The organism is Polaromonas sp. P3_A5, from assembly GCF_056403055.1.
This window is the reverse complement of record NZ_JBFUGF010000001.1, coordinates 326,249-341,870: the sequence shown is the minus strand read 5'-3', so window position 1 is coordinate 341,870 and position 15,622 is coordinate 326,249. Positions and strand designations below refer to the sequence as shown.

At 60.8% G+C, this 15,622-nt stretch carries 14 protein-coding genes; 13 read left to right on the top strand and 1 reads right to left on the bottom strand.

Going from position 1 to position 15,622, the window contains the following annotated elements; translation table 11 throughout:
- Positions 1–77: 77 nt before the first annotated feature.
- Positions 78–1,967 (bottom strand): molecular chaperone HtpG, encoded by a 1,890-nt coding sequence (gene htpG, locus AC1DU8_RS01710; protein WP_477726372.1) that lies wholly within the window; start codon positions 1,965–1,967, stop codon positions 78–80.
- Positions 1,968–2,241: 274 nt separating this feature from the next.
- Between htpG and AC1DU8_RS01705 the strand changes: the two genes are divergently transcribed.
- The 13 genes from AC1DU8_RS01705 (at position 2,242) to AC1DU8_RS01645 (ending at position 15,367) form a co-directional block, all read left to right on the top strand.
- Entirely contained in the window at positions 2,242–2,709 is a 468-nt protein-coding gene (locus AC1DU8_RS01705) for a Csu type fimbrial protein (RefSeq protein WP_348044688.1), read from the top strand.
- Between the two features lie 37 nt (positions 2,710–2,746).
- A complete protein-coding gene (locus AC1DU8_RS01700; RefSeq protein WP_477666491.1) occupies positions 2,747–3,301 on the top strand; it encodes a hypothetical protein in 555 nt (184 codons plus the stop codon).
- 2 nt (positions 3,302–3,303) lie between these two features.
- Positions 3,304–4,035 carry a fimbrial biogenesis chaperone gene (locus tag AC1DU8_RS01695; RefSeq protein WP_457281347.1) on the top strand — a complete coding sequence of 244 codons (732 nt, stop codon included), beginning with the start codon at positions 3,304–3,306 and terminating at the stop codon, positions 4,033–4,035.
- A gap of 17 nt (positions 4,036–4,052) precedes the next feature.
- Positions 4,053–6,443 (top strand): fimbria/pilus outer membrane usher protein, encoded by a 2,391-nt coding sequence (locus AC1DU8_RS01690; protein ID WP_457281348.1) that lies wholly within the window; start codon positions 4,053–4,055, stop codon positions 6,441–6,443.
- Complete coding sequence (locus AC1DU8_RS01685) at positions 6,440–7,306, top strand: spore coat protein U domain-containing protein (protein WP_457281349.1); 867 nt, start codon at positions 6,440–6,442, stop codon at positions 7,304–7,306. Before AC1DU8_RS01690 ends, AC1DU8_RS01685 begins: the two co-directional genes overlap by 4 nt.
- Positions 7,307–7,474: 168 nt before the next feature.
- Positions 7,475–8,371, top strand: coding sequence for a hypothetical protein (locus tag AC1DU8_RS01680; protein ID WP_457281350.1), 897 nt, complete (start codon positions 7,475–7,477; stop codon positions 8,369–8,371).
- A 312-nt stretch (positions 8,372–8,683) separates the two neighbouring features.
- Complete coding sequence (locus tag AC1DU8_RS01675) at positions 8,684–9,058, top strand: Csu type fimbrial protein (RefSeq protein ID WP_477726371.1); 375 nt, start codon at positions 8,684–8,686, stop codon at positions 9,056–9,058.
- 848 nt (positions 9,059–9,906) lie between these two features.
- On the top strand, positions 9,907–10,542 hold the full coding sequence (locus AC1DU8_RS01670) for a hypothetical protein (protein WP_457281352.1): 636 nt from the start codon (positions 9,907–9,909) through the stop codon (positions 10,540–10,542).
- 35 nt (positions 10,543–10,577) lie between these two features.
- Positions 10,578–11,216 (top strand): hypothetical protein, encoded by a 639-nt coding sequence (locus AC1DU8_RS01665; protein ID WP_457281353.1) that lies wholly within the window; start codon positions 10,578–10,580, stop codon positions 11,214–11,216.
- A gap of 86 nt (positions 11,217–11,302) precedes the next feature.
- Positions 11,303–11,965, top strand: a complete 663-nt coding sequence (locus AC1DU8_RS01660) for a hypothetical protein (RefSeq protein ID WP_457281354.1) — start codon at positions 11,303–11,305, stop codon at positions 11,963–11,965.
- Positions 11,962–12,453 carry a hypothetical protein gene (locus AC1DU8_RS01655; protein ID WP_457281355.1) on the top strand — a complete coding sequence of 164 codons (492 nt, stop codon included), beginning with the start codon at positions 11,962–11,964 and terminating at the stop codon, positions 12,451–12,453. Before AC1DU8_RS01660 ends, AC1DU8_RS01655 begins: the two co-directional genes overlap by 4 nt.
- Entirely contained in the window at positions 12,450–13,277 is an 828-nt protein-coding gene (locus AC1DU8_RS01650; protein ID WP_457281356.1) for a COG1470 family protein, read from the top strand. Before AC1DU8_RS01655 ends, AC1DU8_RS01650 begins: the two co-directional genes overlap by 4 nt.
- On the top strand, positions 13,274–15,367 hold the full coding sequence (locus tag AC1DU8_RS01645) for an SdrD B-like domain-containing protein (RefSeq protein ID WP_457281357.1): 2,094 nt from the start codon (positions 13,274–13,276) through the stop codon (positions 15,365–15,367). The genes AC1DU8_RS01650 and AC1DU8_RS01645 overlap by 4 nt, the downstream gene beginning before the upstream one ends.
- Positions 15,368–15,622: the final 255 nt, after the last annotated feature.

The window sequence follows — 15,622 nt, the reverse complement described above, 5'->3', positions numbered from 1 at the left end:
GAGGCCGAATTGACTCACAAAAAGGCCTCTCTCCGCCTTTCTGGAGGCCCTGTATTCGCTCAGCCGGCGCGCGGTGCCTACACCAGCAACGCGTTCACCCGGCGCACGTATGCCGCCGGGTCTTCAGGCATGCCGCCTTCGGCCAGCAAGGCCTGGTCAAACAGGATGTGGGCCAGGTCGTCAAAATGCGTGCCGTCCACACCGGCCTCGAGCTTTTTGACCAGCGGGTGCTGGGCATTGACTTCCAGGATGGGCTTGGACTCGGGCACGGCCTGGCCGGCCTGCTTGAGCATGCGGGCCAGCTGGGTCGACATGTCGCCGTCCTGCACCACAAGGCAGGCAGGTGAGTCGACGAGGCGCGAGGTGGCGCGCACATCCTTGGCTTTGTCTTTCAATGCTTCTTTCAGCTTGTCGAGGATGGGCTTGAACTGTGTCTGCGCCTCTTCGGCGGCCTTCTTCTCGTCTTCGTCCTGCAGCTTGCCCAGGTCTACCGCCCCCTTGGCGACCGACTGCAGCGGCGTGCCGTCAAAGTCGTGCAGGTAATTGAGCGCCCACTCGTCCACGCGGTCGGCCATCAACAGCACTTCGATGCCCTTCTTGCGGAAGATTTCGAGCTGGGGGCTGTTCCTGGCGGCGGCCAATGTGTCGGCGGTGATGTAGTAGATCGCGTCCTGGCCTTCCTTCATGCGGGCTTTGTAGTCGGCAAAGCCCACGCTGACGGTATCCGTCGTTGAGCTGGCAAAGCGCAGCAGCCTGGCCAGTCGCTCGCGGTTGGCAAAGTCTTCGCCCAGGCCTTCCTTGAGCACAGCGCCGAACTCGCCATAAAAAGCCTTGAACTTGTCGGCGTCATTGGCGGCCAGGTCTTCAATCATCGACAACACGCGCTTGGTGCAGCCTTCGCGGATTGCCTTGACGGCGCGGCTTTCCTGCAGCAATTCGCGCGAGACATTGAGCGGCAGGTCGGACGAGTCCACCACGCCCTTGACGAAGCGCAGGTAGGTCGGCATCAGCGCCTGGGCGTCGTCCATGATGAAGACACGCTTGACGTAGAGCTTGACGCCCGCGGCCTTGTCGCGGTTGAACATGTCCATGGGCGCCTTGGCCGGGATGAACAGCAGCTGCGTGTATTCGGTGGCGCCTTCCACGCGGTTGTGCGTGGTGGCCAGCGGCGCTTCGCTGTCGTAGCTGATCTGCTTGTAGAACTCGTCGTACTGGTCTTGCGTGATGTCTTTTTTGGCGCGCGTCCACAGCGCCGCGGCCTGGTTGACGGTTTCCCATTCGCCGGTCACCACCATCTCGCCGGGCTGGTCGTTTTCGCCTTCCTTCCATGCTTCTTTCTGCATCAGGATGGGCAGCGAAATGTGGTCGGAGTATTTGTTGATGATGCCTTTGAGTTTCCAGGCGTTCAGGTAGTCGAGCGACTCTTCTTTCAGGTGCAGGATGATGCTGCTTCCGCGCTCGGCGCGGTCGAGCTCGCTGACTTCAAACTCGCCAGTGCCGTCGCTGCTCCAACGCACACCCTGGTTTGCCGGAAGGCCGGCGCGGCGGCTTTCCACTGCGATGCGGTCGGCCACGATAAAGCCCGAATAAAACCCGACGCCGAACTGGCCGATCAGCTGCGCGTCGTTCTTCTGGTCGCCCGAGAGTTTGGCCATGAAGTCGCGCGTGCCGCTCTTGGCAATCGTGCCGAGGTTGTCGATGGCTTCCTGCTGCGACAGGCCGATGCCGTTGTCGGTGATGGTCAACGTACCGGCCGCCTTGTCAAAGCTCACTTTCACCTTGAGCTCGGGATCACTTTCATACAGCGACGCATCGTTCAACGCTTCGAAGCGCAGCTTGTCGCAGGCATCCGACGCGTTGGAAACCAGCTCGCGCAAGAAGATGTCCGGGTTCGAGTACAGGGAGTGCGTGACCAGCTTGAGCAGCTGCGCGACTTCGGCTTGAAAAGACAGGGTTTGTTTCTGCATGGTTTGAGGCATGGTTGTTTCAGGTTTGTTACTGATTCACTGGATCCGGAAAGAAAAAGCCGTTTCAGACGGCAGTATTTACGCTTGTTACTTGTAAGTCTTTTGACTCTATTTATGAATAAATCCAATAATTTCAACGGTTTGACGTGACAAATTCCCCACTAGAGTGCGCTGTTACAGATACAAATCACCCGATTTCAGAAATATCTAGTTACAGTCCATTCACCTTCACATTTCCCTTGTTTGTTATTCGTTTTTTAACTGGAGAACAGTCATGAAAAAGCTCATTTTAGTAATCGCCCTCGGCCTTGCCGCTATCGCCACCCTGCCTGCTTACGCTGCCACGGCTGCCGGCACCTTCAACGTGGTGATCAACCTGACCTCGAAGTGCGAGATCAACTCCACCAACGCCGCCACCGGCGCGGTCATCAACAACGTGGTGTTCAACTACACCTCGTTCCAGACCACGGCGGCCACCTCCACCGGCGGCGGTTTCAATGTTCGTTGCACCAACTCCCTGCCTTACACCCTGGCACTGAGCAACTCCGGCGTGACCGATGATGCCGTCAACCTGGCTTATACCCTGGCACTGAGCGCTGCTGCGGGCACCGGCAACGGCACCGACCAGGCCTTCACGGTCAACGGCACCATGGCCGCCGGCCAGGCTGGTACCTGCGCCACGGCGACTTGCACCAATACCGCCGCGACCAACAAGACCAAGACCCTGACGATCACCTACTGATCGCCCCCCGGGCTTGATGTCAGCCACGTCGACAGTCATGATCCGCAAGGCCGCCTTCGGTGTTCTCCTGATGCTTGCCGCTGCTGCCTGCTTTGCGGGCGCGGCGGCGGGGCAGTTGTCGGTCCAGATCACGCTGAACGTCCCGGGAAACACCACCGGCAATGGCAACGCCTGTACCAGCGCCACCGGCTCTGGCGGCAGCGGCGCCTCGGTACAGGTGACCTGCAATTCGAATGTCTTTGTCAATATCTCGCAAGTCCGCAGCCTAGGGGATGCCCGCTTCATGCCCGGTTACCGGCCCACGCGGGACTCCCTGCTGCCCGACTACTGCCGCAATGAGTTGTCCCGCAACGACCCTGGCGCCCGCTATACCTGCCGGCTTCAAGACCAGCGCCAGGTGGCCACGGCCGATGAAGAATCGGATGACGGCTGGGAAATCGAAAGCCGGCGTTACGCCCTTGACACAGATGCCGCAGCGGTTGAAAAACAGGCCCGTTTGCGGCTTCAGGATGACCGCGGTACCGTGACGGCACTGCACCTCGCCCATGCCGGTAACCTCTCTAAATCGGTTGAGATGCTGGTATCCTTCTGAGGATGAACGTCTCACAGCGCCGAAGCAAGCTTGTTACCTACGCCTTCCTGCTAAGCCTGCTGGGGCCTTGGGCGGCTGCTACGGCAGGCGTTTTTTCCGTGACACCGGTGCGGCTCTACATGACCCCGCGCGATCGCGCCATCGCCGTCACACTGTCCAACGAAGCCGATACCGAAGTCGTGCTGCAGGCTGACATCAACACCTGGACCCAGAAACCCGACGGTACTGACGAACTCGTCCTGACCGAAGACCTGATCCTGGCCCCTCCCATCATCAAGCTGGCACCCAAGGCCCGGCAAGTGGTACGCCTTGCCCTGCTGAAACCCGCAGATGCAAGCCGGCAGCTGACCTATCGCATGATCATTCGCGAAGTTCCTGAAGCTGTACCCGCAACTGGCATTCAGGTTCCCATCGCGCTGGCCTTGAGCATGCCCGTGTTCATCACGCCCCCTGTGGCCAAACGCCAGGTTAGTTGCACTAACCAGCTGGCGGACGCCAAAACCCTCAACCTGCAATGCAGCAATACCGGTACGGCTTACGCCCAGATACGGGAAGCGACCGTTACGCGCAGCACACAAGTCCTGGCCCGGTTTGAGGGTGGCAGTTACATCCTGCCCGGTGCCCGTAAAACGGTCGGGCTTAAGGCAGAGCAGGCCCTTACAAAAGGGGACGCCCAACTGGTGGTGACCTTTGATGACGGACAAAGCCTGACGACCAGCATCACGCTGCCTTGATTTGGTACCCGATTTCAATGAGGCGCTGGTGGACTTTACGAAAACACCCCGTAGCGATTGGCATTGCAGGCCTTTGTTACGGCCTGCTGGCACACGCCCAGACACCCGCCTCCTCTAATGCGCCGCCAGCGGCCCGGTCATCCAGCGACCGGCTCCTTCCGCTGGAAGTCTTCATCAACAGCACCAAGGGCGGCGTCTGGACCCTGCTTGAGCGCAACGGCATCCTGTATGCGCCGGAAGATGCCTTTGAAGAGTGGCGGCTGAACCATCGGCCCAGCGCGCAGGACGTTGATTTCCAGGGCCAAAAGTGGTTTCCGCTGTCTGCTATTCCGGGATTCGAAGCGCGGCTGAATTTTGCCGACCAGTCAGTGGATCTGGTGTTTTCGCCGGCCGCCTTCAACGCCGTGCGCCTGACGCAGGAATCGGCCATGCGCCCTCCGCTGTCACCGTCGATTCCCGCCGCATTTGCCAACTATGACCTGAACTACATCACCACCCGCAACCGCGTCGGCGGCAACACCATGGACTCGAAAGACCTGGGTGCCCTGACTGAATTCGGCGTGTCGGGCGAGATGGGGCTGTTGACAAGCAGCTACGTGGGTCGCAACCTCATCAGCCAGGACCCGACGCTCAAGGCCTCATGGCGTCGGCTTGAAACCACCTACACCCGGAATTTCCTGGACAGCAACAGCTCCCTGCGACTGGGTGACAGCAGCACGCGCACCGGCATTTCGGGACGCCAGGTGTATTTCGGCGGGATCCAGTTCAGCAAAAACTTCTCGCTGCAACCAGGCTTCGTCACCCAGCCCATTCCCACGGTGACCGGCCTGTCGGCGGCGCCCAGCACCGTTGAGCTCTATGTCAACGACGCACTGCGGCAAACTTCCAAGGTCCCATCCGGCCCCTTCAGCATCGACAACTTTCCCGCGTTGACCGGCGCCGGGGAAGCCCGCGTGGTGGTGCGCGACATCCTGGGCCGGGAGACCGTCATTACCCAGTCTTTTTTCAGCAATGCCAACCTGCTGGAAGAAAACCTCAGCGACTGGAGCTTTGAGCTGGGGGCCGTACGCCGCGACCTCGGGCTCGAGAATGCCGACTATGGGGATCGTTTCGTTTCAGGCCTCTGGCGCCAGGGCCTGAGCAAAAGCCTCACGGTCGAGGCCAACGGCGAATGGTCGAAGTCTCTGATGCGTGCCGGCGCCGGCGCCAGCTATGAGCTGCCTTTCCAGATGCTGGGACAGACGGCGTTTTCGGCCAGCCGCAGTGACGCGGCGGGCCAGGGCACCAACTGGATGGTCGGGGTCGAGCGCAGCGGACTGCGGCACGGCGTGTCACTCAGCGCGGAAGGCGCATCGCGCGGCTACCGGCAAATCGGTATCGATACGCCATCGCCCCGCCTGCAAACCACCGCCAGTTACAGCTACAGCAGCGACAACTTCGGCGCCTTCAACGTGAGTTACGCTGGCTTTGACAACTACGACCTCGGAAAGCTCAACACTCTCAGTGTGAATTACACCCTGCGCCTCGGTCAACGCGCAGCCCTGACTTTGAGCGCCACCCGCCTCAGCGGCATCAGCTCGGGGACTTCAGTGGGCGCCACCCTGATCGTGCCGCTTGAAAATCGGGTCACCATCGCCGCAGGTGTCACTACCCGCAGTGGAAGCACCGAAGGATATGTAAACGCCAGCCGAGCAGTGAGTGCCGAAACCGGCTGGGGCTGGCGAACGGCGCTGGGCTCCCGTGCGGACGGCCGCTATGCGGAAGGCGGCGCTTATTACCAGGGCACCAAAGGCCTGTTTTCGGCTGACGTCAGCAATGGAGAGAGCCAGCAAAACCTGCGCCTGGGCCTGATCGGGGGCATGGTGGCGGCCGAAGGCCAAGTCTTTGCCACGCGCCGCGTACAGGAAAGCTTTGCCATTGTCGAGGTGCCAGGTTATGCCAACGTGGGCGTGGGCTTCCAGGGCAGTACCCTGACCCGAACCAATTCAGACGGCGTCGCGCTGCTGCCGCGCCTGCTACCGTTCCAGCGCAACAGCGTACGCCTGGATCCGAGCGAGCTGCCGATCAGCGCCGAACTCGACTCCATCGAGCTCGAAGCCGTGCCGGCGCTTCGGGGGGCGGTCAAGATCGCGTTTCCCGTCCGCTCAGGACGGGGCGCCTTGATTCGTATTGAGCTGGACGATGGCGAGCCGGCGCCCTCGGGTGCAGAGGTTGAGCTGATCGGCGACAAGAAAGAGTTTTTTACCGCTCGCCGCGGCGAGGCCTTTGTCACCGGGCTGCAGGCCCAGAACCGCCTGCGCCTGAAATGGAACGGGGCTACCTGCACATTTGCGGTGGAGTTGCCGCCCGGCAACCTTGAGGATATCGCCCGGGTAGGCCCGGTACGCTGCAGTGGTGTCAAACGATGATTGACACCAAACCCTGGCGCCTCGCCGCTGCGGCCTGCCTGTCCCTGCTGGGCGCGGCACCGGCCTGGGCCGCGCTGATCTGCAACGCCACGGCGACGCCTGTGCAGACGGTGTACTTTGAGAACGACCCGAATCCCACAGACGGCGCGTGGACCGTGACGATCAACTGCACGCGCGGCCCCACAGATCCAGCCAGCTCAGACTACACCTTGCAGGCCGATAACGGCTTCAACCCCACCGGGAACACCAACCAGGCGGTCAACGGCAACGGCCAGACCAACCGCATCGCTTACGAGCTTTACAGGACGGCACCAGGCAACGGCGCATGGGGCGGAACCACGGCCACTGACTTCGCCGGAACGGTCAACTTCGGCGGCGCCCTGACGGCCAGTGCCACCCATGTCTTCTACAGCCGCATAGCGGCCGGGCTTAACAAGAGCGCCAAACTCTTCACCGACACCGTGACCATGCGTCTGCGCTATGACAACGGCCCCGGCAACGTGGATGTCTTCCCCACATTCCCCGTGAGCATCAACAACCAGTCCGTCTGTCTGCTCAGCACGCCGCCGGGCAACATCCAGTTCAACTACGCCTCCTTTCAGCTCGCCGCGGCCGCAGCCAGCACGGCATATGCCGTGCGCTGCACCATCGGCGAAACCTACACCATGGCGCTGGACGCGACGGCGGGAAACCTGCTCGCGCTCAATTACACCCTGGCTTTGAGCAATCCCGCAGGTCAGACTGGCACGGGTTTTCCGCAGAATTTCGCGATCAACGGAACCATCCCAGGCGGCCAATCCGGCACCTGTGCAACGGGCGCGTGCACCAGCACGCAGATGCGGACCCTGACCATTACTTACTGACATCCATCTTGTTTTCCGCCGGCGTGATTTTTGTCACGATTTTTCGACACCAGTACCCACGGGAACGACGCAATACGGCACCATGCACAGTACTGCTACAAAACGTTACCATCAGCAGTTAGAAGTCGTCCCGCCAGCGAAGGCCCGGGCGATTAACGGAGCCCATCGATGATTGTCTCTTACGCATTGCGCATTGCCCTGGCAGCCCTGCTGTGCACCTGCGCGCTGCAAGCTAAAGCAGCCATTACCTGCACACTCGCAGCCACGTCTGTAGACCTCAATTACACCAACGGGGCCGCCGCCGCCAATGCCAGCGGCACCATCACCGTGAACTGCACCCGGCTGTCGACGGACGCCAACAGCACCACTTATTGGGTCAGCATTGATTACGGCAGCCGCACGGGCCTCTCCCGCCGGGTTTTCCGTCACGGCGGCGGCACCATCAATGCCGACCGGCTCGATGTCAATATCTACAAGAATGCGACCACGACCGACTGGGTCAATACCGGCACCGGGCGGGTGAATGGGACCTTGAATTTTGGCGCTGCGCTAAGCGCCAGCACCACCCTGACCTACAACTTCCGCGTGGTGGCCGGACAAACCGGAAACACGGCAGGCATTTATGACGAAACCTTTATCACGACCCTTCAGCTAGCCACTGCCGGCCCCGTCGTTGCCACCACGACCTTTACACCCACCGTGAGCATCATCGCCCAATGCTTTGTGGGGCAGGTGGCTGCAGGCAATACGGCCCCGGGCGCCATTTCTCCGTCCACACTGACGCTGAACTACATCTCTTTTGCGCCCACCCCCCAGACCAGTACCATGAACTTCACGGTCGACTGCACTCGCGGCACCAGTTATGCCCTGGCGCTATCGCCGGCAGCGGGCACATTGCTGGGTCTCAACTACACGTTGGCACTCAGCAGTGCAAGCGCAACGGGCGATGGCCGGGCTCAGCCCTATACGGTGACAGGCACCATTGCAGCCGGCCAGGCGGGCACCTGTTCCACAGCCACCTGCACTGCCACCCAGACCGGGGTTACGGTCACCGTCACCTATTAACACTAACGGCCAGCGCGCATCCCTGGCGCGCTATTAGCAAGCGCCTGCCGCCGGGCGCTTTGCTGTTTTTATGCCCAATAAGGGCAGCATTCCACAGCCCTGTCGCGCCCCAATTGAGGCTGACACCCCTCATACTGAAGAAAACCCCAATAAAATTGGGATTTCATCAATTAAATGAATAAATCAAATTAAAAAATCAATTTGTGTGAAATGTCACTAATTAACAGTTATGAGGTGACTTTTACCAATTGATTCAAATTAATAAATTCGATAGCATGACTGCAACAACTGATAGTTTTAAGGAGTTGCACCATGAAAACCATCAAATTTGCTTTTATCGCCGTCCTGGCCGCCCAGTCCCTGCTCGGGATTCACGGTGCAGCCCAGGCGCAAACCAGTTCCGGCTCCTTCGGTGTGACCATCATGCTGCGCAGTTTCAGCGAAGCCGTCACGGCAGACCATCGCTGCACCCATCGCGGCCAGCCAGACGGCCAGGCTGGCACCTTGCGCATCAGTTGCCCGGCGACCGTGGATATTCAGGCCATTGCTGCCGCATCGACCAATAGAAGCGGTCAGACACAACGCATGAACACCATGTCTGATTCCGGCGCAGGTAGCCGCCTGGCTGTGGTGGCGGGCAAACCCATGAATTCCCGCGACCCGGTTGAATTGACCATTTCCTGGTAGCGGCAGGCGACGCACCGCCCCATCTTCGCTCCGCGCCTCGCGAATCCGGCCTTCAAGCTGCTGTTGGCAATCAGCATGCGTGCGGCTACGCGCCTGACCGCCTGACCGCCATCTCCGCAAAAGGAACGGCGACCTGCTGGCGCCCCTGGAATACACGTCCCCACAGCATCTACCGTGACGCCGACACTGAGCGTTGCAGTTCTGCCGATCACTCTTCGCACGCTACACAGCCAACAGATCAGCGATCCAGCCTCTGCTGTTGTGTTGTCTGCGCGCCTGCGAATGCAGCACGCGATCCCAGCGGCGCACTCATCGCTTCCACGGACAAAGACCCTCACAAGCTTCGCGCGCCAGACCTTCTCGTTAGGGGCGCAGGCAACCTGCTCCAAACCAAGCTCCCTTCTCTCGTGATCGCTTGAATGCCCGCTTCGAGCTGGCGCTTCAAGCAGCGCGTTCTACGGGCTCATCGACCAATGCCACCGCTCATCGCTCACACAAGAGCAGAGCGCCACCCCTCAAGCAACCGTACTGCTTCGCGAAAAGCAGAGAAAAACATCCGCCGAGCAGGTGACGGTAATTTGTTTCTGACTCGTTACAGTAATTTGGGAAATATCTCACAGTTAGCGACCATCGGCTTTCGTTACACCTCTCTCAGCAGGCTTCTTTCTTGTCGCCATTTCGCATAAATCCATTGTTTTCAATGACTTAAGCGTGACGTATTTACCATTTGTCGCCCGCGTTACGAATGTAAAGCCACCTTTTTTCGAAACGCCTAGTTACAGTCCACTCACGTTCAAAAAAAGCCTGAACACCCGATTCACCTCATCACCATGATCTGGAGAAACTTAATGAAGAAAATTGTTTTAGTAAGCGCCTTGAGCCTCGCTGGCTTGTTGGCCGTACCGGCCCATGCAGAGTCCACATTCACCACGCCCGCAGTAACTGGTTCAACAGCCACTGCGCGCCTGGACTTTTCAATCGTCATCCCGCAGGTCCTGTTCCTGCGCGTCGGCACCAGCAGCGGCAACACGGCTACCGATGGCACCATCAACAGTATTTCCTTTACTGTGCCCGGCGCCAATGTGGGCGACAGCACCGTGATCGCCGGTGTCGGCGGCGACCTGACCGCAGGTGCCGTGACAGTGCGTGTTTATGGCAACGGTGGCAACATCAACCTGAACTCAAACACCACCGGTCCGCTCACAAACGCCACCGGCCAAACAATTCCGTGGAGCCAGATCAGTGTGGCCAGCGCCGCACTGGCAGCCACCACACCCGGCTTTACCAACGCCGCCATTACCCATCCCACGTTCAACGCGACCGGTGGAGCTGGCACGTTGACCAGTTTGACCGCCACCAACAGGCTGGTTCGCGTCGAAGGCAAGTGGACTTACACCTACCTCAACGCCACCCTTCCCGCAGCCGGCACCTATGGCACTTCCACCAACGGTGGTCGTGTTACCTATACCGCCACGCAGATGTAACTTAACCCTTAACCATTTATCCCTTAGGAACCATCATGAAAAAACTCCTTCTTGTCAGCACCCTGGGCTTGACTGGCCTGTTCAGCGCTACCGCCCATGCGGAATCCACATACGTCCCAGCCGCGGTGACCGGCTCCACAGCCAACGCGCGCGTGGACATGTCGATCGTGATTCCGCAAGTGCTGTTCCTGCGCGTCGGCACCAGCAGTGGCAACACGGCTACCGATGGCACCATCAACAGTATTTCCTTTACTGTGCCCGGCGCCAATGTGGGCGACAGCACCGTGATCGCCGGTGTCGGCGGCGACCTGACCGCAGGTGCCGTGACAGTGCGTGTTTATGGCAACGGTGGCAACATCAACCTCAATTCAAACACCACCGGCCAGTTGACGACCGGTGTCGCCGCCGAAGCAATCCCCTGGAGCCAGATCAGTGTGGCCAGCGCCGCACTGGCAGCCACCACACCCGGCTTTACCAACGCCGCCATTACCCATCCCACGTTCAACGCGACCGGTGGAGCTGGCACGTTGACCAGTTTGACCGCCACCAACAGGCTGGTTCGCGTCGAAGGCAAGTGGACTTACACCTACCTGAACTCCACGCTGCCTGCGGCTGGTACCTACGGCACATCTGCCAATGGTGGCCGCGTCACTTACACCGCCACCCAGATGTAAGCAGCGCCACATGAGCGCTTGAATGGAGGCCCCGTCTGACGGGGCTTTTTTTGTTAATGCTTGTCAGTTAGCGTAAAGTGACACTTATGCGCGCACCATCAAAGCTCCTCCTGCCCACTCGCAGCAGTGTGTTGCCAATGCTGCGCATCGTCACATTGTCAGGCAGCGCGTTGGCATGCGTGGGCGCCCAGGCCTTTGTCGTCACCATCACAGCAGGCACCAAGTCATTGTTTTTGCAGGTAGGCGCCGGAACCATGACCGGCGGCAATTTCAGTACAGGGGGCACGCCCGGCAACAATTCCACCATCAATCGCGTTTCGGTCACCATTCCAGCGGCCAACATCGGAGCCGGCACCAGCGCCATGACAACCGACAGCACCGTTACGGCCAGCCCTTATGACAGCTTTGCCTTTTGCACGGTGCCCGCGCAGGTTTACGTCGGCGGCTTTTACCGCACACCAGGCACCGGCGCCAACGCCACACTCACCGCCACCGCACCGGCCTCTCTGGTCAATGCCACGGGCGACACCATTCCGTTCAATACGATCTCCTGGGTTTCCGGCGGCGCATCAGACCCAACCGCCACCATCCCCAGCGGAACGTTTGTAGGCGGTGCATCACAAACGCTGCTCAGCGTTACACGCAACACCTGGTTTGAAAGCTGCCTGCAGTTCAACTACGCCAATACCCAACTGGTGGGTTCGGGCACCTTTACCGGCCGCGTCAGCTACACCCTGACCTCCCCATGATGATGAAAAGACCGGTCAGCCTGTCACACCTCATCGGATTTGCCGCCCTCCTGCTGCTTGCCAACGTGCTGACTGCGCAACACGCAGCCGCCACCACGACCCGCGTGGATGACACCGGCACCGTCGCGACCCAGAGCGTCGTCCCCATGCGCTGGCGGCAACTGGTTCCCGGCCGCGGTGCCGACAACTCCGTGGAGGCCAGCCTGCGGGTCGCCCTGCGCCTGAACCTCTCTCGCTGGCTGAACCAGCCGGTCAGGCTTTACATGGGACTTGCCCCAGTCGCGGGCGAGCCCATCTTTGTCACCTGGCGAACCCAGGGGCGTTTGCTGCCTGGCTCACTGCGCTCCGGCGGGCGCACCCTGATCTTCGACGGTGTCGTCAGTGCAGCTTCCCTGGAAGAAACCGTTGAGCTGCTTCTCAGAACAGATGGGCGCGCGCTGACGTCTTCCCAGGCCCTGCAGTTTTATTTCGAGGTAGATACGCCATGACCCGTCTCCAATTGCCTGCCATGCCGCGGTATGCCGCTGGCTTTCTTGGCTTGGCCTTTGCCCTGATTGCACCTGTCGCGACGGCAAGCGAATTTGCATTGGCAGTGTCGCCTCCCCGGTTTGAGCTTGAAGTCAAACCAGGCGAGCGAATCCGCCAGGTCATGGAAATAACCAATGCCTCCTCAATTGCCAACACGTTCAGCATCAAGACAGCGGACTGGCGGTTTGGCATGGACAACTCCGTCACTTTCACTGAGGAGTTGGGGCCCGGCAGCTGCCGCCCATGGGTGTCCATCGAGCGGCGCGAACTCACCGTCGCGGGTGGGCGCCCTTACCGGTTTCGTTTTGAGGTCAACGTGCCGCCCGACGCAAAGCCCGGTGAATGCCGTTTTGCCATCATGCTGGAAGGCCAGGAACAGGTCACCCGCATGGAGTCGGGCCCGCCCATTCCTTTTTCCGCCCGTCTCGGCGTGGTGGTCTACGTTGCCATCGGCGGCGCCACACCAGAGCTGAGCGTCGCCGGCTCGGGCGTCCAGACCGTGAATGGCAAGCCCACACCGGTCCTGCAGATCCGCAACAGCGGCACCGCCCACGGCCGTATCACCGGTTTTCTGAACGGCACCGATGCGTCCAACACCTCATTGGAATTCTCACCTGCCAACACCCCCATACTTCCCGGCGAAACGCGCACGATTTCGCTGAGTGCCACAAGGCCGGGAGACCAGGACACCGCCGCGCAAATCCGCTATCCCGTCACGGTGCGCGGCAAGCTCGAGTGGGGCAAAGGCCAAACACAAAGTATTGAGCAGCGCTTCGCCCCATGAAGCGACGGGCGCACACGCCGATCATCCCTTCTTCCTTCCCACCGAAGTGGTGGCGCATCGGCCTCGTGGGGCTTGGCGCCGGATTTGCAACGGCTACGGCCCTGGCGCAGGCAACCGCCACACCCGCTACCGATCAGCCTTATGTAGACCGTGTCATGGAGGGCGTGCCGGATCCTGACGGCGCCCTGCAGCTGAAGTCCAGCGAATACAACGAAGCCGGCTGGCCGCGCAGCTGGCGTGTTGATTACTCCCTGTTCAAACAAAGCGGCGGCGGCGACACAACCTCCCGCGCGTTGGGCATAGGCGGCTTCGTGGACACACCGAACCACGGCGCACTCTCGGTCAATGCCAACCTGGTCCAGCAGCAATCGAATGCGCCGGGCAACCAGGCCCAAAACAGCGGCAGCACCTGGCGCATTGATCAGCGCGCCCTGCCGCTGGACGACGGCTGGTTTGCCAACCACAACGCGGGTGACATCAATACCGTCAGCACCCGGCTGGCCCGCGGTACCGGGAGGGTATCGGTGCCGGCTACGCCCATCCGGGGTATTGGTGGGCAGTGGTACCTGAACGACGCCGTAGACCTGAACGCAGCCGCGGGACGTACCGGCCTCTTTAGCGGGCTGGATGCCGCCGGGTTCCAGACCTCCGGCGGCAGCATCGGGTCTGCCGGTGCGCAATTTCGCCTGCCCACCGGGGATGCACTGGGGGCGGGAAGCCGCACTGACGCCGCATTCCAGCTGATCGACGGCAAAAACATTTCGGACGGCGCGGGCTTCGGCAACGCACTGAACACCCGCGCTTACTTTGCTGCTGCGTCCTGGGAAGGCGCAGCGCCGTGGGGCCCGGGCCTGGCTACCGGCTATGGGTCGCCCAGTGAGCGCATCGGCGGCTTGCGCATGCAGGCCAACGTGGTACGCAGTGACAGCACGCAGGGCGGCGTCGCAACCGGCCTCTGGCTGGATGCCGCATGGCGAACCGAACGCTGGCGCAACACGGCCGGTGTTTTCCGCTTTGAACCCAATTTGCGCTGGGGCACAACAGTTCTCGCCAGCGACCTGCAAGGCGTCTACTGGCAGGCCGACACCTCTACCCGGCAGTGGCAAGCCGGGTATGCGGTCGAGCTGAGCGACAGCGTGAGCCGTGCCGGCGCAGGCAGCGGTGCGTCGGGACGCAGTGCTTTTATCAACGTCAACGGCCGCTATCTGCTCGATTCGCGCAACTCGGTGGGCGCGGCGCTGAGCTTTCGCACCATCACCAGCCCCGGCCAGTCGGCGCAGCTGTCCTGGAGTCGCGCCAGCGACTGGGGCCAAACCCAATGGCGCGCCGACCTGGCCAACGCATCCGGCGTCCGGACGACCCGGCTCGGGGTAGACCAAAGCTGGCCGGTTGTCTTGCCGGCCACCTTCGGTACGTCGCTGGCATGGGAGCGGATGAGCGGCAATGTGAGTCCCACTACCGGGCTGATCTGGGGCATTCTCGGCACCCTGTCGCCGTGGTCGCAATGGTCGCTGGATGGGTCGGTGCGAGGTGCGCGCCGCAGCGACGGAGGCGAGTCGGTCAATGCAAACGTCGGCGTGAGCTGGCAGCCTTATGGCGGCTGGACGCTTTCCCTCCGGTATACCGAGTCACGCGGGCAGGAACCGCTTCCGGCACTGGTGGTCTCGGCCCTGACGGCAGCAACGCAGCAGGCCATTGCAACCACCCAGACCAACCGCAGCATCCAGCTGCTGCTGCGCTACGAGGACCGGGCCGGCACCTCCACAGCACCGCTAGGCGGCCTGCCCGGAACCGGCTCCGGCGGGCTCACAGGCACGGTGTTTTTCGACGCAGACAGCAATGGCCGCAGGGAAGCGTCTGAAGGCGGCGTGCCTGGCGTCACCGTCATCCTCGACCGGCGCTATGTGACACGAACCGACAGCCAGGGCCGCTACGAGTTTCCCTACGTGGCAGCCGGAGAGCATTTGATCGAAGTTTCTCCAGACAACGTCCCGCTGCCCTGGAGCCCGGTTCTTCGCGATCCTGCGAAGACCGTCATTCTGGTACGCCAAACCAATTCACTCGACTTCGCCGTGCAGCGCGAACGCTGAAAACACCGCCTCCACTCCACGGAGAGCCCGTGTGAGCTGAGATAGCTGCGTCAAGACTCAGAACGTCTGAGCTCGGGGCCGCGGCAGCCCTCGGAAAACTCAAAAATTGACAAATCGATGGGTTCGCCTGGCAGGAATTTGATGAAACAATCAAAATCAAACTGAAATTTGCTGAAAAACCGAATAAACCGGTAAATAAGTCACACATTTGCTGGCATTAATGTCTTGCATCACTTTTATCAATTTAGTTACTAT